This is a genomic window from Caulobacter sp. Root1455 (assembly GCF_001426905.1).
In the GTDB taxonomy this organism is placed as follows: domain Bacteria; phylum Pseudomonadota; class Alphaproteobacteria; order Caulobacterales; family Caulobacteraceae; genus Caulobacter.
The window spans coordinates 183,605-201,016 of record NZ_LMFQ01000012.1; the positions used below are offsets into that span (position 1 = coordinate 183,605).

Annotated in this window: 17 protein-coding genes; 10 read left to right on the forward strand and 7 right to left on the reverse strand. The window is 68.5% G+C overall.

What is annotated here, in order from left to right; genetic code table 11:
- Window positions 1–2 precede the first annotated feature (2 nt).
- Entirely contained in the window at window positions 3–902 is a 900-nt protein-coding gene (gene bla, locus ASD21_RS08275; protein WP_056439381.1) for a class A beta-lactamase, read from the reverse strand.
- 109 nt (window positions 903–1,011) lie between these two features.
- Between bla (ASD21_RS08275) and ASD21_RS08280 the strand changes: the two genes are divergently transcribed.
- Window positions 1,012–1,875, forward strand: coding sequence for a LysR family transcriptional regulator (locus tag ASD21_RS08280; protein ID WP_056439383.1), 864 nt, complete (start codon window positions 1,012–1,014; stop codon window positions 1,873–1,875).
- Between the two features lie 87 nt (window positions 1,876–1,962).
- Here ASD21_RS08280 and ASD21_RS08285 read toward each other — a convergent pair whose 3' ends face one another.
- The gene (locus ASD21_RS08285) at window positions 1,963–2,232 is read right to left on the reverse strand and encodes a GNAT family N-acetyltransferase (protein WP_056439387.1); all 270 of its coding nucleotides are present in this window, start codon (window positions 2,230–2,232) and stop codon (window positions 1,963–1,965) included.
- A 78-nt stretch (window positions 2,233–2,310) separates the two neighbouring features.
- On the opposite strand from ASD21_RS08285, the gene ASD21_RS08290 reads away from it, so the two are divergent.
- Window positions 2,311–2,940: a DUF3617 domain-containing protein gene (locus tag ASD21_RS08290; RefSeq protein WP_056439390.1), complete on the forward strand. Its 630-nt coding sequence runs from the start codon at window positions 2,311–2,313 to the stop codon at window positions 2,938–2,940.
- A gap of 152 nt (window positions 2,941–3,092) precedes the next feature.
- On the opposite strand, the gene ASD21_RS08295 is transcribed toward ASD21_RS08290, so the two are convergent.
- Window positions 3,093–4,280, reverse strand: coding sequence for an acetyl-CoA C-acyltransferase (locus tag ASD21_RS08295; protein WP_056439393.1), 1,188 nt, complete (start codon window positions 4,278–4,280; stop codon window positions 3,093–3,095).
- A gap of 220 nt (window positions 4,281–4,500) precedes the next feature.
- Here ASD21_RS08295 and ASD21_RS08300 point away from each other — a divergent pair, with 220 nt between their 5' ends.
- Window positions 4,501–5,004 (forward strand): winged helix-turn-helix transcriptional regulator, encoded by a 504-nt coding sequence (locus tag ASD21_RS08300; RefSeq protein ID WP_056439396.1) that lies wholly within the window; start codon window positions 4,501–4,503, stop codon window positions 5,002–5,004.
- The gene (locus ASD21_RS08305; protein WP_056439399.1) at window positions 5,001–5,228 is read left to right on the forward strand and encodes a hypothetical protein; all 228 of its coding nucleotides are present in this window, start codon (window positions 5,001–5,003) and stop codon (window positions 5,226–5,228) included. The genes ASD21_RS08300 and ASD21_RS08305 overlap by 4 nt, the downstream gene beginning before the upstream one ends.
- A 36-nt stretch (window positions 5,229–5,264) precedes the next feature.
- On the opposite strand, the gene ASD21_RS25040 is transcribed toward ASD21_RS08305, so the two are convergent.
- Both ASD21_RS25040 and mnmA read right to left on the reverse strand, forming a co-directional pair.
- Window positions 5,265–5,396: a hypothetical protein gene (locus ASD21_RS25040; RefSeq protein ID WP_268761004.1), complete on the reverse strand. Its 132-nt coding sequence runs from the start codon at window positions 5,394–5,396 to the stop codon at window positions 5,265–5,267.
- A 308-nt stretch (window positions 5,397–5,704) separates the two neighbouring features.
- Entirely contained in the window at window positions 5,705–6,928 is a 1,224-nt protein-coding gene (mnmA, locus tag ASD21_RS08310) for a tRNA 2-thiouridine(34) synthase MnmA (RefSeq protein WP_056439402.1), read from the reverse strand.
- A gap of 158 nt (window positions 6,929–7,086) precedes the next feature.
- On the opposite strand from mnmA, the gene bla (ASD21_RS08315) reads away from it, so the two are divergent.
- Together bla (ASD21_RS08315) and ASD21_RS08320 are read left to right on the forward strand one after the other, a co-directional pair.
- Window positions 7,087–8,031: a subclass B3 metallo-beta-lactamase gene (gene bla / locus ASD21_RS08315; protein ID WP_056439405.1), complete on the forward strand. Its 945-nt coding sequence runs from the start codon at window positions 7,087–7,089 to the stop codon at window positions 8,029–8,031.
- Window positions 8,028–9,047 carry a DUF1254 domain-containing protein gene (locus ASD21_RS08320; RefSeq protein WP_056439408.1) on the forward strand — a complete coding sequence of 340 codons (1,020 nt, stop codon included), beginning with the start codon at window positions 8,028–8,030 and terminating at the stop codon, window positions 9,045–9,047. The genes bla (ASD21_RS08315) and ASD21_RS08320 overlap by 4 nt, the downstream gene beginning before the upstream one ends.
- 12 nt (window positions 9,048–9,059) lie before the next feature.
- Here ASD21_RS08320 and ASD21_RS08325 read toward each other — a convergent pair whose 3' ends face one another.
- The gene (locus ASD21_RS08325; protein ID WP_056439411.1) at window positions 9,060–10,001 is read right to left on the reverse strand and encodes a flagellin; all 942 of its coding nucleotides are present in this window, start codon (window positions 9,999–10,001) and stop codon (window positions 9,060–9,062) included.
- A 9-nt stretch (window positions 10,002–10,010) separates the two neighbouring features.
- Window positions 10,011–12,125: a flagellar hook-associated protein FlgK gene (gene flgK, locus ASD21_RS08330; protein WP_056439414.1), complete on the reverse strand. Its 2,115-nt coding sequence runs from the start codon at window positions 12,123–12,125 to the stop codon at window positions 10,011–10,013.
- 403 nt (window positions 12,126–12,528) lie between these two features.
- On the opposite strand from flgK, the gene fliK reads away from it, so the two are divergent.
- From fliK to sciP, 4 genes are all read left to right on the forward strand, one after another.
- Window positions 12,529–14,229, forward strand: a complete 1,701-nt coding sequence (gene fliK, locus ASD21_RS08335; protein WP_056439418.1) for a flagellar hook-length control protein FliK — start codon at window positions 12,529–12,531, stop codon at window positions 14,227–14,229.
- 11 nt (window positions 14,230–14,240) lie between these two features.
- The gene (locus ASD21_RS08340) at window positions 14,241–14,921 is read left to right on the forward strand and encodes a flagellar hook assembly protein FlgD (RefSeq protein WP_056439421.1); all 681 of its coding nucleotides are present in this window, start codon (window positions 14,241–14,243) and stop codon (window positions 14,919–14,921) included.
- A 126-nt stretch (window positions 14,922–15,047) separates the two neighbouring features.
- The gene (flgE, locus tag ASD21_RS08345) at window positions 15,048–16,745 is read left to right on the forward strand and encodes a flagellar hook protein FlgE (RefSeq protein WP_056439424.1); all 1,698 of its coding nucleotides are present in this window, start codon (window positions 15,048–15,050) and stop codon (window positions 16,743–16,745) included.
- Window positions 16,746–16,914: 169 nt separating this feature from the next.
- Window positions 16,915–17,196 (forward strand): CtrA inhibitor SciP, encoded by a 282-nt coding sequence (sciP, locus tag ASD21_RS08350; protein ID WP_056439427.1) that lies wholly within the window; start codon window positions 16,915–16,917, stop codon window positions 17,194–17,196.
- Window positions 17,197–17,412 lie beyond the last annotated feature (216 nt).

Here is a 17,412-nt window from a genome sequence, read left to right on the forward strand (position 1 = left end):
GCCTACGACCCGAAGCCCGCCGCCGTGACCAGGCGCGCGACCTCGGCGATCACGGCGTTGCGGCCGTCGTTACCCAGCGTCGAGCGGCTCAGATAGGCGGTGATCAGCAGGGGCGAACGACCTGGCGGCCAGATCACGGCGATGTCGTTGGTGGTCCCGATCTTGTCGTCGCCCCAACTGCCGGTCTTGTCGCCGACCTTCCAGCCGGCGGGCAGGCCGCCCCGCAGACGCGCGTCGCCGGTCTGGTTGGCGACCAGCCAGGCGATCAGCTGCCGGCGCGAGGCCGGCGACAGGGTCGAGCCGAGGGTCAGGGCGCGCAGGGTGGCCAACATGGCGTTGGGCGAGGTGGTGTCGTGGATCTCGCCGGGGCGGACCACGTTCAGCTCGGGCTCGTAGCCGTCCAGGCGGGTGACCTTGTCGCCCAGGCCGCGGAGGAAGGCGGTGAGAGCCGGCGGCCCGCCGAAAGTGTAGAGCAGCACGTTGGCGGCGGCGTTGTCGCTGAGGGTGACCGTCGCCTCGCAGAGGGCTCCGACCGTCATGCCCTCGCCGACATGCTTTTCGGTGGCCGGCGAATGGGCCAGCAGCACGCTCTTGCCGTAGACGATCCGCCGATCCAGCCGCTCAAGGCCCTGGTCCACCCGCCGGAGCACCAGGCCCGCGACCAGGGCCTTGAAGGTGCTGCACATGGCGAAACGCTCGTCGCCGCGATAGGCGAAGGTCTTGCCGTCAGCCGTATCCAGCACGGACACGCCCAGCCGGCCGCCGCCGCGAGCCTCCAGGGCGACGATACCCCGGCTAATGCCGCTGGTCAGTCGCGCCGTCGTGGCCGAGGCGGCCGGACCGGCGAGGGAAAGGGCGGGGACGGCGGAAAGAGCCGTTAATACTTGGCGTCTGTCGATCATCGGGTTCTCCATGGCCCGCAGGATGAGCGACGAGTGACCCCCGGATCAAACGATGATACTTCGGCGCAGGCCCTAGAAAATTTTGGCCCTAGAAATTCTGAGTGTCGAGATGAGCCGCGCGCAACTGCCCCTGAACGCCCTGCGCGCCTTCGAGGCCTCGGCCCGGCATCTGAGCTTCACGCGGGCGGCCATCGAACTGTGCGTGACCCAGGCCGCCGTCAGCCACCAGGTCAAGGGTCTGGAACAGCGGCTGGGCGCGACCCTGTTCCGCCGCCTGCCGCGCGGCCTGGCCCTGACCGACGAGGGCCTGGCCCTGCTGCCGACGGTGCGCGACAGCTTCGACCGCATGGGCGAGGTGCTGGAGCGGTTCTCGGCCGGCCGGGTGATGGAGGTGCTCAGCGTCGGGGTGGTGGGCACCTTCGCGGTGGGCTGGCTGCTGCCGCGCCTGCCCGCCTTCCGCGAGGCCCACCCGTTCGTCGACCTGCGTCTGTTCACCAACAACAACCGCATCGACATCGCCGGCGAGGGGCTGGACTGCGCCGTGCGGTTCGGCGACGGGGCCTGGCACGGCACCCAGGCCGTGCCGCTGTTCGCCGCCCCGATGACGCCGCTGTGCGCCCCGGCCGTGGCCGAGCGGCTCAGGACGCCCGAGGCGTTGAAGTCGGAGGTTCTGCTGCGCAGCTACCGCGCCGACGACTGGCCCGACTGGTTCGCCGCCGCCGGCCTGACCCCGCCGCCGATCCGCGGGCCGGTGTTCGACAGCTCCTGGGTGATGGTCGAGGCGGCGATGCAGGGGGCGGGCGTGGCCCTGGCCCCGTCGATGATGTTCGCCCGCGACCTGGAGCAGGGCCGGCTGGTGCGGCCGTTCGCCCTGGAGGTCGGGTCGGGGATGTACTGGCTGACCTGGCTGAAGTCGCGAGCGGTCACGCCGGCGCTGGCGGCGTTCAGGGATTGGCTGGCCGAGCAGGTTTAGCCGGGGACATGCCCTTGCGGCGTGTCCCCTGTCTTGGCGCCGTGGATGCTGATGGGGACACGCCGCGAGGGCATGTCCCCGGTCGGCCTAAGCGATGATCTCCGGATCGTTCCGCTTCAGCCACGCCGCCGCGTAGCTGCACAGCGGCACGATCTTCATGCCCTCGCTGCGGGCGGTTTCGGCGACCTTGCCCATCAGGCGGCCAGCCGCGCCCGTGCCGCGCAGGGCGGGATCGGCCTCGACGTGGGGGATCACCAGGCGATGGCCGCTGCGCTGGTAGTCGGCGAAGGCGATGCGCCCGTCGACCTCCAGTTCGTAGCGGCTCTTGGCGGGGTTGTGGCTGAAGGCGTCTGTCATGACTCGCATATGGGCTGGACGGCGCGGCGCGCCAAGGTTGTTATGGGCCTGGGGGCTAACGCACGAAAGAGGTGGGCGATGCGGGCTCTAGCGGTGTTTGTGGCGTTCGGAACCTTGGCGGCCGTGGCCGCCTGCGGCCAGAAGTCCGGGACCAAGACGGCGGAGACGCCCAAGGCCGCGACGGCGACATCGCCGGCGCCGTCGACGGTGACGGGGGAGGCCGCCGCGACCGCGCCGGCCGCGCCCGCCCCGACCATGCCGTCCTGGCCCAAGCGCAAGCCGGGCCTGTGGACCCAGACCATGACCCTCAAGGCGCAGGGCTTCACGCGCAGCTTCCGCTTCTGCGTCGACGAGACCAGCGACGAGAAGATGGGATTGGATAGCCAGGGCGACGACAAGCGCTGCCAGCGCAAGTCGATGACGCGCGGAATGGACGGCGGCTGGACGGTGGTCTCGGCCTGCGACATGGGCGCGGCCGGCAAGACCGACAGCACCATTCACGTCGCGGGCGATTTCAACACCCGCTACGTGATGGACGTCACCAGCACCACGACGGGCGCGGCTCAGCCGGCGATGAACGGCGAGCACAAGATGAACATGACCGCCGAGTGGTCGGGGGCCTGTCCCGCCGGGTGGAGCGGCGGCGACGTCGAGATGCCGGGCGGCCGGCGGATGAATCTGCTGACCAAGACGGTTTCGGCGGGGTAGGAGCGGGCGACATTTGACGCTCGGTGCGAGGTCCTCGTCTTTCGACAAGCTCAGGATGAGGACCTTTTTGCCGGCCGCGGCGGTAGAAAAACCTCATTCCGAGCTTGTCGAAGGACGAGGTTTTCGTCTCGGACGCTGAACGTCGATGCGCTCTAGACCAGCTCCACCGCCATCGCCGTGGCCTCGCCGCCGCCGATGCACAGGGACGCTAGGCCCTTCTTGCCGCCACGCGCCTGCAGGGCCGCGATCAGGGTGCACAGGATGCGCGCGCCCGACGCGCCGATCGGGTGGCCCAGGGCGCAGGCGCCGCCGTTGACGTTCAGCTTGTCCGGATCGATGCCCAGCTCCTGCTGGGCGATCATCGCGACCACGGCGAAGGCCTCGTTGACCTCGAACAGGTCGACGTCGGCGACCTCCCAGCCGGCCTTCTTCAGCGCCTTGCGCATGGCCGGCACGGGGGCGGTGGTGAACAGGCCCGGCTCGTGGGCGTGGGCGGCGTGGGCGGCCACCCGGGCGACGATCGGCAGGCCCAGGCGCTTGGCGACGCTCTCGCGGGTCATGACCAGGGCGGCGGCGCCGTCGCTGATCGAGCTGGAATTGGCCGCGGTGATGCCGCCGTCGCGGCTGAAGGCCGGGCGCAGGGTCGGGATCTTGGCGGCGTCGGCCTTCAGCGGCTGCTCGTCCTGGCTGACCGTTTCGACGCCCTTGCGGGTGGTGATGGTCACCGGGGTGATCTCGGCCTCGAAGGCGCCTGACGTGACCGCCTTCTGGGCCTTGGCCAGGCCCGCCACGGCGTAGGCGTCCATGGCCTCGCGGCCGAACTGGTAGGTCGCGGCGCTGTCCTCGGCGAAGGCCCCCATCAGCTTGCCGGGGGTGTAGGCGTCCTCCAGCCCGTCCAGGTACATGGAGTCCATCATCTGGTCGTGGCCGATGCGGGCGCCCGAGCGGTGCTTGGTCAGCAGGTAGGGCGCGTTGGTCATGCTCTCCATGCCGCCGGCCACGATGATCTGCGCGCTGCCGGCCGCCAGGGCGTCGTGAGCCATGATCGCGGCCTGCATGCCGCTGCCGCACATCTTGTTGACCGTGGTGGCCTCGACCGAGAGGGGCAGGCCGGCGCCGACCGCCGCCTGGCGGGCGGGGGCCTGGCCCAAACCGGCGGGCAGGACGCAGCCCATGAAGATCTGCTCGACCAGCTCGCCCGAGACGCCGGCCCGCTCGATCGCCGCCTTCACCGCCGTCGCCCCCAGCTCGGTGGCCTTGGCCCCGGACAGCGCCCCCTGGAAGCCGCCCATCGGCGTGCGGGCGAACGAGACGATGACGACGGGATCGGCGTTGGACATGGATAAGCTCCGGCCTTGGAAAATCGTGGCGGAATAAACCCCCTCCGGCGCGTCGGGCGCAAGCCTTTCGCGCAAAAAGCGGCCGACGACAGAATGCGGATGTTGCTGTCGCCGGGCCGCAGTGCGCAACCGAGAGAGTCAATTGCTATAAAAAACCTACTGCTGTCGGTCTGCAAAAGCAACCCTTGCATTCCCCGGCGGAAGGCTTCACCTTCGCGTGATGGGCCGTACCGCCGACTACACCAACGAACGCTGCGCCATCGCCGCCACCCTCGAGGTCGTCGGTGATCCGTGGACCCTGCTGATCCTCCGCGACGCCTTCCAGGGCGTGAAACGGTTCGAGCAGTGGCAGGAGCGCCTGGGCGTGGCCCGCAACGTCCTGGCCGCCCGCCTCAAGAGCCTGGTGGCCAACGGGGTGCTGGAGCCGCGCCGCTATTCGGAACGTCCGCCGCGCCAGGAATACGTGCTGACGCCGAAAGGCCGGGCCCTGTCGCCGGTGCTGCTGACCATGGCCGAATGGGGCGATCAGCACGTCTACGGCGTGGGCAAGGGACCGGTGCATTTCGTGCACAAGACCTGCGGCTGCGACTTCCATCCCAAGCTGGCCTGCGAGGCCTGCGGCGAGATCGTCGACGGCCGCGACCTGGGGCGTGTGGTGCACGAGGAGCAGGCCCTGACGGTCGGCGAGGCCCTGGAGGCTTCGGTTAAAATCGCCGCCGAGTGAGCTACCGCTTCCACGTCCATCGCGCCAAGCCGGCCTACCGGCTGGTGACGGCGGACATGGGGGCAGAGGACGGGGCGGGGTTTCCGGCCGGAGCCGATCCGCGAGACTGGCGCTTCACCCGCGTCCGCGACCGTGCCGACACCAATCCCGACGTGGCGCGGCTGGTCGACGAGACCGGCTACTGCCTGTTCAAGATCGGCATGGATTTCGAAGAGATCGTCTGATCCGACCGTTCCACGCGGAGCGGGACGTCGGCGAGATCAGCGCGCGATGACCGCGAGGCCGACAATCAGGCCGGCCCACACAGCGAGATTGGCCAGGATCACGGTCAGCCTGGTCAGCGACACGTGGCGGGCCGGGCGGTGCTTGTAGGTGCAGGCGGCGGTGGCCATGGGCTTTCTGCTCCGAATTCTACGCCCGCGTCAAAAACTTGACGCGCACGTAAAGTAGATACGCCTACATGCCACAAAGGTTTCGGTTGTCACGCGCTTGGCGTGTGATTTTTCGGCCCGCGGAGCAATTATTTTTCGAAATGCGACGTGATGTGGATCAGTTTTTGACAGAAGCGCCAAATATCCCAACCTAAAGGGAAATTCTGCCCCTTTTTGAGGCGTTCGACCTGCCGGGTTCTCGGGCGCGCCCCCAACGACGGACAAGAGGGGTTCGGAGCCTAGTCGAGCGGCCGAAGCGCCGAGCAGCCCTAGAGCGCGGCCCGCTCGGTCGCCACGATGAAGCCGCCGCCCAGCACGCGCTCGGGATCGGCCGGGTCGTACAGCACGCAGGCCTGGCCGGGGGCGACGCCTTCTTCCAGCACGTCGAACACCAGGCGCGGTTCGCCCTCCACCAGGGCCAGACGGCCCGGGACGGGTTCGCGGGTCGAGCGCACGCGGGCCAGCACCGGCGCGCCGGCGGCGGCGGCGGCTTCCAGGCTGTCCTCGGCGCCCAGCCAATTGCCTTCCTTCAGCGACAGGGCCTGGGTCAGCAGGGCCTCGCGCGGTCCGACGATGACCTGGCGCTTGTCGGCGTCGATCCTGACGACGAACAGCGGGTCGCCGACGGCGATGTTCAGGCCCCGGCGCTGGCCGATGGTGTAGCGGGTGACGCCCTCGTGGCGGCCCAGCACGCGGCCGTCCATGTGCACCAGGTCGCCGGGCAGGGCGCCCTGCGGCCGGATCCGGTCGATCACCGTGGTGTACTTGCCCTCGGGCACGAAGCAGATGTCCTGGCTGTCCGGCTTGTCGGCGATGGCCAGGCCCAGCTCGGCGGCCACCTGGCGCACGGTCGGCTTGTCCATGCCGCCCAGCGGGAAGCGCAGGAAGTCCAGCTGCTCGGCCGTGGTGGCGAACAGGAAATAGCTCTGGTCCTTGGCCGGGTCGGCGGCTCTGCGCATTTGGGGTCGATTAGCCCCCGCAGCGAAGCTGCGCTGCACGTAGTGGCCGGTGGCCATGGCCTCGGCGCCCAGGTCGCGGGCCACGTCCAGAAGGTCGCGGAACTTGACCGTCTGGTTGCAGCGCACGCAGGGGATCGGCGTCTCGCCGCGCAGGTAGGCGTCGGCGAAGTCCTCGATCACCTGCTCCTTGAAGCGGCTTTCGTAGTCCAGGACGTAGTGCGGGATGCCGATCCGCTCGGCCGCCATGCGGGCGTCCATGATGTCCTGGCCCGCGCAGCAGGCGCCCTTCTTGGCGATGGCCGCGCCGTGGTCGTAGAGCTGCAGGGTGACGCCCACCACGTCGTAGCCGGCCTTGGCCAGCAGGGCGGCGGTGACGGTGGAGTCCACGCCGCCGGACATTGCCGCGACGATCCGCGTCCCGACCGGCAGGCCCACGGCCTCGCGCGCCTGCTCGACGGCCCTCTCCAGGGAAGGGGGGGCGAGGGCAATGGCGGCGGGGGCGAAGAGAGCGGTGTCGGCGTCCATCGCGGCCATATAGCGGTTCAGGGCCGGTTTTGCGAGGTTGCGGGTGTCGCGGGCGTCCGCCCGGCGGTCGGATTAGGGGAAAGTCCGCGCCCGACCCTAGTGATTCCACCGATTGATGGCTCCGGCGCCCGGGGCTTCACTAGGGGCGTCATCCGGCGGACGTGGCGATGAAGCTCCTTCCCTCATTGGGTCTCGTTCTCTTGCTGCTGGCGGCGCCGGCCCCGCCGCGCGCCCAGACCCAGGCGCCCACGCGCGACCAGTTGGCCAAGGACAACAAGCTGTTTATCACCCTGGCCAGCAAGACCCTGAAATGGGAGGAGCCGGCCGAGCCCGTCCGGATCGCCGGGCCGCTGTATTTCGTCGGCACCCAGGGGCTGGGCGTCTATCTGATCACGACCTCGGACGGCCTTGTCCTGATCAACACCGGCATGCCGTCGTCGGGCCCGATGATCGCCGCCTCGATCCGCAAGCTCGGGTTCAAGCCCGAGGACATCAAGGTGCTGGTGACGTCGCACGCCCACGCCGACCACGCCGGAGGCATCGCCTATCTGAAGGACTTGTCGGGCGGAAAGCTGGCGATGATGGAGGCTGACATCGCCTCGATGGAAGACGGCGGCAAGAGCGACTTCCACTACGGGACCGATTGGAAGGTGATGGGCTTTCCGGCCGCCAAGGTCGACCGCGTGCTGCGCGACGGCGACACGGTCAAGCTGGGCGACATCGTGTTGACGGCCCTGGCGACGCCCGGCCACACCCGGGGCGACACCACCTGGACCACGACGATCGTCGACGGCGGCAAGGCCTATGTCGTGGTCTGGCCCGACGGGATGAGCGTCAATCCCGGCTACGCGCTGGCCGGCCATCCCTCCTATCCCGGCATCGCCGACGACTTTCGCCGCACCGCCGCCCGGCTGGAACTGCTCAAGCCCGACATCTGGCTGGTCTCGCACACCGAGCGCTTCGACATCGAGGGCAAGCGGACCCGCGCCAAGACTCAGGGCGTCGCGGCATGGGTCGATCCGGAAGGCTACCGTCGCTACATCGCGGCCCAGCGCCAGGCCTTCGAGGACGAAATGAACCGGGAGCTGGGCGTGGAGGGAGCCGTCAAATGAGCACGCCCGCCGTCCTGGCCGCCCTGGGACTGCTCGCCGCCGCGCCGTCGACGGGTGATCCGATCCCCGTGACGGCCAACAATTTCGTCCGCGCCGAGACCGACACCTATTTCGCCAAGACGGCGGCCGCGGGGGCGTTCGGCAAGCTGGAGCACACGCGGCGACCGACCCCGATCGACGCCCAGACCGTCGTGCGCATGAACCGCGACACGCTCTATTCGTCGGGGGTGTTCGACCTGGCGGCGGGACCGGTGACGATCGATCTGCCCGACGTCGGCAAGCGCTTCATGTCGATGCAGGCGTTGTCCGAGGATCACTACACGGTCGAGGTGGTCTACGGGCCGGGGCGCCACACCTACGACCAGGCCGCCGTCGGGACGCGCTATCTATTCCTGATCATCCGCACCCTGGCCGATCCGGCCGATCCGGCGGATCTCAAGGCGGCCAACGCGGCGCAGGATCGCGTCGCGGTCCGGCAGGCGGCGGTCGGCGTGTTCGAAAGCCCGGCCTGGGATCCGGTCTCGCAGACCAAGGCCCGCGACGCCCTGGCCGTCCTGGCGGCGCTGGGCGGCCATCCGAAGATGTTCGGAAGCAAGGCGCAGGTCGATCCGATCGACCACCTGATCGGAACGGCGTTCGGCTGGGGCGGCAATCCGCGGGAGGCCGCGATCTACAACGGCGTCGATCCGCCGCGCAACGACGGCAAGACCGTCCACGTCCTGACCGTCAAGGACGTGCCGGTGGACGGCTTCTGGTCGATCAGCGTCTACAACGCCAAGGGCTTCTTCGAAGCCGGTGGGGAGCAAGGGGCGCGGGGCGGCTATTCGCTGAACAACCTGACCGCCAAGCCAGAGGCCGACGGGTCGTTCCGGGTGCAGTTCGGCGGTTGCGGGGCGGGCGTCGCCAACTGCCTGGCGATCATGCCCGGCTGGAACTACACGGTGCGCCTCTATCGGCCGCGCAAGGCGATCCTGGACGGATCGTGGACCTTCCCGGTCGCCCAGCCCGTGGGCTGAGGCCGGCCGGTCCTACTTCAGCACGTTCAGCAGCGACGAGTTCTGCAGGCTCGCGAACACCTGGGCCGAGGCCTGGACGGCCAGCTTGGCGGACTCCAGGCGGGTGATCGCCTCGGCCATGTCGACGTCGGTGATGCCGCCCACCATGGTGGTCAGGGTGTCGGCCTGGTTCGAGAGGTCGGTCCGGGCGGTCTCGAAGCGCTTCTGGTTCAGGCCGTTCTGGGCCTGGGCCGTGATCAGGCCGGTCTTGACCGAGTCGAAGGTCGGCAGAAGGCTCTTGAGGAAGTCGCTCTGGACCTGGGTCAGCTTGCCGGTGAACGGGCCGTTGACATCGACATAGGCCTGGACCTGCTGGAAGACGCCATAGACGCCCGTGCCCAACTGGTCGGCCAACTGGCCGGTGTCGACCGAGGTGGTGTCGTCGATGCGGTTGCTGCTGATGTACTGATCGTTCTGGAACAGCGTGGGGATCGACACCGCCGTACCGCTCGGCGGGCCGGCGGTCAGGTCGGTCATGCTGGTGGCGGTGGTGGGCTGGACGTCGGACTTGGCGCCGGCGAACACGTAGCGGCCGTTGAACCGGCTGTTGAGCCCTTGGACCACGTCGCCGAACGCGCCGGTCAGCTGCTGCATCAGGGTCTCGGCGCTGCCCGCCGCGACGGCGTTGGCGACGGCGTCGCGGGCGTCCTGGGTGGCGTCGGCGACCTGGCCGATGCCGATGTCCTGAACGTCCAGGCGGTTGGCGACCAAGCTCGTCTGGTCCAGGAAGCCGGTGACCTTGGCCTGGGCGGTCTTCATGGCCGTCAGGACCTCGGCGTTCTTGGCGTAGCCCTTCAGGTCGGTGGCGTTCTTCTGGCTGGAGACCTGTTCGCCGGCGAGGTTCTGCAGCACCTGGGCGCGCATCAGGTTGCTGGTCATCACGCCGAAATTGCCGGAGGTGGAGACGCGGGTCATGGCTTAACCTCAGATGATGCCGGTGAGGACATCGAACATGTCCTTGGTCGCCTGGATCAGGCGGGCGGAGGCGTTGAACGCCTGTTGATAGGTGGTCAGGTTGACCAGTTCCTCATCGAGGTTGACGCCCTCCTGCGACTGGCGCTGGGCGTCGACCTCGGTCTTGACGGAGTCGGCCGCTTCCTTGCGGCTGGTGGCGGAGTCGGCCTTGCGGGCGATGGCGCCGCTGAAGTCCGCGCCATAGGTCAGCACGCTCTTCCTGGAGCCGGCGGTGTCGCCGGCGTTGGCGAAGGCGGTGATGCTGTCGCCGGCCTTGGCCAGGGCCAGGGCGCCGCGGCCGTCGCCGACCGCCAGGGCCGGAACGCCGGCCGCCACGGTCAGGTCCAGCTTGGCGAACGGCAGCTTGGAGGGATCGGCCTCCATGGCCGGATCCATCTTGTAGAGGCCGCCGCGCGTGCTGCGCTCGCTCATGCCCACGCCGAACAGCTGGCTGAGCGACGGGCCGCCCACGCCGCGCTGGGTCAGGTCCTCGACCACCGACAGGGTGACCGGCGTGGCGCCGTTGGGCGTGAAGCTCAGCTCGCCCTTCGCGCCCAGGGAGAACGAGCCGTACAGGCCCACGCCCGAATTGCGCGAGTTCAGGGCGTCGATGGTTTCCTGCATCGAGCCGGTCCCGGTCGGGATGGCCACCTGGACGTCGCGGATGCGGCTGCCTTCGGTGTCGGTCAGGCGCAGGGTGATGGTCTGGCCGGGGGTGAAGCCGCTGGGGTCGGTGGCGACCATGCCCGTCTCGTAGGGCGAATAGCCGTCCGAGCGGATGACGTCGTTGAGGCCGAAGAACTGGCTGAAGCCCTTGCCGGCCTTGCTCGAGGGCGTGGTGGCGTCGTCGACGATGGCGACGCCGCCGGTCGCCGCCGTGGCGCTCAGGCTCAGCTCGCCGTTGGCGAAGCCCGCGGTGGCCGTGCCGCCCAGGGCGGTGTTCAGCTGGGTCAGGAAGTTCGTGTTGGTGAAGGCCGGGCCGGGGACACCGTTGACGGTCATCGTCCCGGCGCCGAAGTCGATGTCGACGCGCTGGACGATCGCGCTGGACCCGTTGGTGACGGCGATCGTCGTCTTGCCGGTGAAGTTGGCGAAGGCGGTGTTGGCGTCCAGGCCGGTGTCCTTGCCGGTCATGCGGTTCGGCGCGGGCACCGCGCTGGCGGCGTTGGACGCGCGGTTCAGTTCCTCGGCCGCGCGGCTGACGAACTCGCCCAGCTGGTCGGAGAGGCTCGGCAGTTCCTGGTTGCGCAGCTCCAGCAGGCCCTGGATCTCGCCGTTGGAGACGTAGAAGGGCATGACCTGGCCGCCGCTGTTGGCGGTGACGACGGTCAGGTAGCCGTTGGCCGGGCCCGACTGATTATAGGTGATCGTGGCGGGGCCGTTGCCCGCCAGGGTGACGCCCTCGGCCGAGCGCACCGTGACGCCGCCGTTGGCGCGGTCGCTGACCTGGACGTTCATATAGGTCGACAGCTCGTTGATCAGTCCGCTCTGAACGTTCTCGGAGCCGGTGCCGTCGGCGCCCGACATCTTGGCGCGGGTGATGTCGACGTTCAGGGCGTCGATCTGCTTGAGCAGGTCGTTGACCCGGGCGACGTCGGCGCCGATGCGGTTGTCGGTGTCGGTGATCTGGCTCGACAGCGACGAGGTGATGCGCTTGCTCTCGCTGAGGAAGTCCTCGACCTTGGTCACGGCGCTGCTGCGCAGCAGGGTCGAGGACGGATCGTCCACCGCCATGGAGAAGGCGGCGTAGACATCGTCCAGGGTGGAGAAATAGTTGGTCGTCGAGGTCGGGTCGCCGAACAGCTTCTGGGCGTTGTCCATGGCCGTGGCGATCGCGCCGGTGCGGCCGGAGTCGGCGGCGCCGTTCAGGCTGGCGGCGGCCATGAACTTGTCGGTGGCGCGCTTGATGGCGTCGATGTTGACGCCCACGCCCATGCCGTTCGACACCAGGTTCGACTGGGCGATCGACTTGCGGACATAGCCGGCGGTGTTGATGTTGGCGATGTTGTCGGAAACGACGCGCAGGCCCGTCTGGGCCGCCATCATCCCCGAGGTCGCAACGTTCAAGATGGTGTTCAACGACATGATCTATTCTCCGGCCAGCTCGGCAAACCCGGAACGGCACGACGCGACCTTGCCCGGCGAAAACTGCCGGGCGTTGCGGGGTTCGACCCCATCGGCGATGTGCAAGCCATTGAAAATCATGGCGATTCGTTCCTGACGTCGAGCGAGCGACAGAAACCTATGCGCAAGGAGGGCGCCAACTGGGGGTGGGGCGCGACGACGCGGCAAGCCTGGCCCTTTTCGCCCGGTTCAGCCCGGCAAAAAGCGCCGTGGTCGGCCTATCCGAAGTCGTAAACGCAAGATTAATGTCCAATAAAACAAACGCTTAGCTGAAAAATTCGAGTTGGCCCGACGGTTGCTCAGGGAAGTCCGGATCAAGGCGTGTCCTCTCTGGGCCGCCATCCTCCGTGGACCTCATCGACGCATGACCGCGATCGCCGCTCCCGCTTCCGTCCTGCCCTCGACCCCGGCGCTCGCCGGTGGTTACGACAAGGACGCGGCCGAAGGCTTCGGCGCGCTGCTGGCCCAGACCGGAAGCGCCAACGCCTCGAACGACAAAGCCTCCACGCGAGAGGCCCGGGACGCCGGCAAGGTCGCCGACAAGTCGGCCGACCGAGCGCAGGACAACAAGGCCTCCAGCGCCAAGGCCGACAAGGCCGCCGACGCTCCGGACAAGGTCGCCGACGCCAAGACGCCCGCCAAGGTCGCCGACGCCGCCCAGACGGACAAGACGTCGGACGTCTCCGCCGCCGGCGAGACCGACAGCAAGGACCAGGCCGCCGACGCGACCGTCGCCACCGACGACCAGGCCGCCGACGCGACCACCGGTCAGGCCGACGCCGCCGCCCTGGCCGCGGCCGCCCTGATCGCCGCCATGCAGGCGCCGACGGTCGAGACGCCGAAGACCGCCGAGGACGCCGACGCGACCGCCGCGGCCCCCGCCCAGTCCGCTTCGACCGAGACCGTCTTCGAGCCGGTCGTCGCCCAGGCCGCGCCGTCCCTGGACCACGCCGTTCCCGCCGCCGCCCTGCCCGCCGCCGCCCTGGCGACGGACGCCGCCGAGACCGCCCCGGCCCTCGACCTGCCGGGAACGCCGGCGGTCTCGGCCGCTGAACTCGCTGTCGCCGCCGCGGCCGCCGCCAAGACCAAGACCGCCCCCGTCGCTTCCGACGCTCCGGTCGCCAAGGCCGAAGCCGCCGTGACCGCGCCGGTCGCGCCGACGGCGGCTCCGTCGACCGCCGATGCCGCCGCGGTGGCCGCCGTGGCCGCCGCCGCGCCGACGACCGACGCCGTCGAGCCCGCCGCCGTTCAGACCGTCGCCGCCCAGGCCGCCGCGCCGGAAGTCGTCTCGGTGACCGGCAAGGTCGCCAAGACCGTCGAACCGAAAGCCGCCTCCGCCGCCGCGACCGCCGTCGCGGCCGCCGTGGCCGACGCCGCCGAGCCGGCTCACGGCCAGGTTCCCGCCGCGGCCCACACCGCGACGACTGGCGAAGGCTCGGCCGAGGGCGGCGCCCAGGATCAGGCCGACGCCCAGGGCCCGGCCTTCAAGGACGCCGCGTCCGTGGCGACCGCCGCCGACGCCGGCTCGACCGCCCCGACCCTGGTCGCGCCCGGCACCGCGGCCGCCCCGGCCCCGATCGTCGCCGCCCAATTGCCCAAGGCCGGCCCCGAAACGGTCAGCCATCTGACGACCGAGATCGCCAGCAAGGCGGTGGTCGGCAAGACCAGCCGCTTCGACGTCGTCCTGCAGCCGGAAGGCCTGGGCCGCGTCGACGTGCGCATCGAAATCGGCAAGGACGGCAAGCTGACCGCCGCCCTGAACTTCGACAACCCGGCCGCCGCCGCCGAGCTTCGCGGCAAGTCGGGCGAGCTGCGCCAGGCCCTGGCGGCCGCCGGCTTCAACGTCGCCGACAGCGCCCTGAGCTTCGACAGCCAGAACTCGCAGAACGGCGGCCAGAACCAGAACGCCTTTTTCAACTTCCAGGACGGCGAGAACGGCCGTCAGGCTTTCCAAGGCCGCGCCTTCCGATCGGCGCTGGGCGAGGAAATCCCCACCCTGTCTCCGTCCGTCCTGCTGCCCGGCCTCCGCGCCGCCGACAGCAGCGGCGTCGACGTCAGAATCTAGGAGATACCGCCATGGCTGTCGCCGCGACCAGCAACGCCACCATCGACAAGATCAACAACTCCCGGAACTCGCTCGCCAACAACGAGCAGACGTTCCTGAAGCTGCTGACCACCCAGCTGAAGAACCAGGATCCGCTGGCGCCCACCGACACGACCCAGATGACCAGCCAGATCACCCAGATGACCGGCGTCGAGCAGCAGCTGGTCACCAACGATCTGCTGACGGCCCTGGTGGGCATGAACACCAGCGGCGGCATCAGCGAGGGCGTCAACCTGATGGGCAAGCAGGTCACCGCCGAGACCGATAAGTCGGTGCTCAAGAACAACGAGGCGACCTGGAGCTACACCCAGAGCCGCTCGGCCACCGCGGTCAAGGTCGAGGTCATCGACAAGTTCGGCGCCACGATCGCCACGGTCCTGCCCGACGACATGTCGGGCGGCGACCACACCTTCAAGTGGGACGGCAAGAGCGCCAACGGCACCCAGCAGCCCGCCGGCGGCGAGTACACCATCAAGGTGACCGCGACCGACTCCCAAGGTTCGAACATCACCACGACGGCCAAGGGACGCGTCGACGGCGTCGTCACCAAGGTCACCAACGAGAGCGGCGTCAACATGGTCTGGATCGGCGACACCAAGGTCCCGCTCGACTCCGTGATCGGCGTCACCAACGCCCCCTCGACGACCACGTAACGGCCGTCACCACCCGATGAACGGGCGTCAGAATGACGCCGTCGCGGTCTCTTCGGAGACCCAAACGCAAACCGCGCTGAACCCTCGAACCCTTTCGTTTTTGAACTTCATCGCAGGATCGCAGTCATGAGCATCAACAGCGCCATGCTCGCCGGGGTCTCCGGCCTGATCTCCAACTCGTCGGCCCTGGCCGCGATTTCGGACAACATCGCCAACGTCAACACGGTCGGCTACAAGCGCAGCTCGGCCAACTTCTCGACGCTGGTCACTTCGCAGAGCAAGAACGCCACCTACAGCGCCGGCGGCGTGAAGGCCCAGACCCACCAGTTCGTCAGCCAGCAGGGCCTGACCCAGGCCACGACCTCGAACCTGGACCTGTCGATCGCCGGCTCGGGCTTCTTCGTGGGCACCCAGAAGCCGGAAGGCCTGACCGCCACCGACAGCCGCTCGTTCACCCGCGCCGGCTCGTTCCAGCTCGACAACCTGGGCTACCTGCGCAACGACGCGGGCCTCTATCTGCAGGGCTGGCTGGCCGATCCGGTGACCGGCACGATCACCCCCGATCCGTCGGACCTGACCCAGCTGTCGTCGATCAATGTCGGCACGGTCGGCGGCACCGCCGAGAAGACCACCCGGGTCGGCGTCAACGCCAACCTGCGCTCCGAGCAGCCCGTCTCGGCCGCGGCCAACGCCGTGGCGGTCAAGGGCCCCCTGCTCGACAGCAGCGGCGCGACCAACAGCTACTCGGTCTATTACAGCCCGACCGGCAACGGCAACGAGTACGCCGTCGAGATCCGCCAGGCCGGCGTCACCGTCGCCACCGGCGTCAACACCTACAACCCGGCCACCGGCCTCCTGACGGCCACCACCCTGCCGGGCACGGCCCCGAACGTGCAGATCGCCGCCGGTCCGCCCGCCGTCACCCTGACCCAGACCCAGCTGGGCCTGAACACCAAGGCCGACGCCATCGCCAGCGGCGCCTATGATCCGACGACCCGCTCGATGTCGGACTACGCCGAAGACCCGACCACCGGCGTCAAGCCGGACTTCGAGATCCAGATCCCGGTTTCGGATTCCAAGGGCGGCCAGCGCACCGTCACCCTGTCGCTGCTGAAGGGCCCGGGCCCCAACGAGTGGTTCGCCGAACTGCGCGCCAAGCCGGGCGACCTGGACAACAACACCAACGGCCTGATCAGCACGGGCAAGGTGACCTTCACCACCGACGGCAAGCTGAGCTCGGTCGGCAACCTGTTCGGCGGCATCACCCCGACCGCGATCAACATCGGCGCGTCGGACCCGACCGTGGCCAACCTGCCTCCGCCGGCCGTGACTCCGCCGCGCTGGGCCGACGGCCTGGGCATCGACAACCAGGACATCCAGATCGACCTGGCCAGCGCCGCCGGCGGTCTGACCCAGTACAACAGCCAATCGGTGGTCCAGTCGGTCAACACCAACGGCACGGCCTTCGGCAACCTGACCAACATCGAAGTCGACGACGAAGGTTATGTTTCGGCGATCTTCGACAACGGCGTGACCCGCCGCATCGCACAGGTTGCGATCGCCACCTTCTCGAACCCCAACGGATTGAAGGGGGTGAACGGAAATGCATATCGCGTCACCAATGAAAGCGGCACCTATAGCTTGAAGACTCCGGGACAAGGCGGCGCGGGCTCGATTGCTCCGTCCACGCTGGAAGCTTCGACGGTCGACCTTTCGACCGAGTTCACGGGGTTGATCACGACACAGAGAGCCTATTCGGCTTCGTCGAAGATCATCACCACCGCTGACCAGATGCTAGAAGAGCTTCTGAGCATTAAGCGGTAATTACAGGTCTTAACTGACCTTAATTACCCTGTGTCACATTGATACATCACTGGAGTGGGGAGAAAGCCTCGTGTTTCAGTCTTTCTTTACTATTGGAATTAAGCGCCTGTTATTTCCCGGTGCGTATATTCCTCTCCAACAGTGATGGTTGTGGGAAAGGCGTAAAGCCATGTTGCAGCAGCAGCGCACGAACAGCCGGGGTGAGAAGTACGTGATCGGTCCGACCGGCGCGCCGCTGACTCTCTCCGACTTGCCGCCTCCGGAAACCCAGCGTTGGGTGATCCGGCGCAAGGCCGAGGTGGTGGCCGCCGTCCGCGGTGGTCTCCTCTCGCTCGACGAGGCGTGCGATCGGTACAAGTTGACCAACGAGGAATTCCTCGCCTGGCAGCAATCGATCGAACGCCACGGCCTGGCGGGTCTTCGGACCACGCGGCTTCAGCAGTACCGCTAGTTCGCGGGACGCAAAGCGTAGGGACGCAAGGGTTTCGACCCCTGACCGGCCCAATTTGTACAGATCGGCGGCCGCGTCCCCAGGGACGCGGCCGCGACCTTTTGGCGCCCCTGGCCTCCCCTTGCAGGGGCCTTTTGTAAACGACCCGTTTACCTTGCACTGGGTAAATCCTGCCTAGCGAAGGCGTGCTTCGGCGCGCAGCGGCTGGCGTTCTGT

Excerpts from the sequence above, each read along its gene's own strand:
- ASD21_RS08295 (WP_056439393.1), bottom strand. The coding sequence starts at position 4,280 with ATGTCCAACGCCGATCCCGTCGTCATCGTCTCGTTCGCCCGCACGCCG.
- ASD21_RS08325 (WP_056439411.1), bottom strand. The coding sequence starts at position 10,001 with ATGACCCGCGTCTCCACCTCCGGCAATTTCGGCGTGATGACCAGCAAC.
- ASD21_RS08280 (WP_056439383.1), top strand. The coding sequence starts at position 1,012 with ATGAGCCGCGCGCAACTGCCCCTGAACGCCCTGCGCGCCTTCGAGGCC.
- flgK (WP_056439414.1), bottom strand. The coding sequence starts at position 12,125 with ATGTCGTTGAACACCATCTTGAACGTTGCGACCTCGGGGATGATGGCG.
- flgE (WP_056439424.1), top strand. The coding sequence starts at position 15,048 with ATGAGCATCAACAGCGCCATGCTCGCCGGGGTCTCCGGCCTGATCTCC.
- mnmA (WP_056439402.1), bottom strand. The coding sequence starts at position 6,928 with ATGGCCGCGATGGACGCCGACACCGCTCTCTTCGCCCCCGCCGCCATT.
- ASD21_RS08285 (WP_056439387.1), bottom strand. The coding sequence starts at position 2,232 with ATGACAGACGCCTTCAGCCACAACCCCGCCAAGAGCCGCTACGAACTG.
- bla (WP_056439405.1), top strand. The coding sequence starts at position 7,087 with ATGAAGCTCCTTCCCTCATTGGGTCTCGTTCTCTTGCTGCTGGCGGCG.
- ASD21_RS25040 (WP_268761004.1), bottom strand. The coding sequence starts at position 5,396 with ATGGCCACCGCCGCCTGCACCTACAAGCACCGCCCGGCCCGCCACGTG.
- ASD21_RS08290 (WP_056439390.1), top strand. The coding sequence starts at position 2,311 with ATGCGGGCTCTAGCGGTGTTTGTGGCGTTCGGAACCTTGGCGGCCGTG.
- ASD21_RS08340 (WP_056439421.1), top strand. The coding sequence starts at position 14,241 with ATGGCTGTCGCCGCGACCAGCAACGCCACCATCGACAAGATCAACAAC.
- bla (WP_056439381.1), bottom strand. The coding sequence starts at position 902 with ATGATCGACAGACGCCAAGTATTAACGGCTCTTTCCGCCGTCCCCGCC.
- ASD21_RS08300 (WP_056439396.1), top strand. The coding sequence starts at position 4,501 with ATGGGCCGTACCGCCGACTACACCAACGAACGCTGCGCCATCGCCGCC.
- sciP (WP_056439427.1), top strand. The coding sequence starts at position 16,915 with ATGTTGCAGCAGCAGCGCACGAACAGCCGGGGTGAGAAGTACGTGATC.
- fliK (WP_056439418.1), top strand. The coding sequence starts at position 12,529 with ATGACCGCGATCGCCGCTCCCGCTTCCGTCCTGCCCTCGACCCCGGCG.
- ASD21_RS08320 (WP_056439408.1), top strand. The coding sequence starts at position 8,028 with ATGAGCACGCCCGCCGTCCTGGCCGCCCTGGGACTGCTCGCCGCCGCG.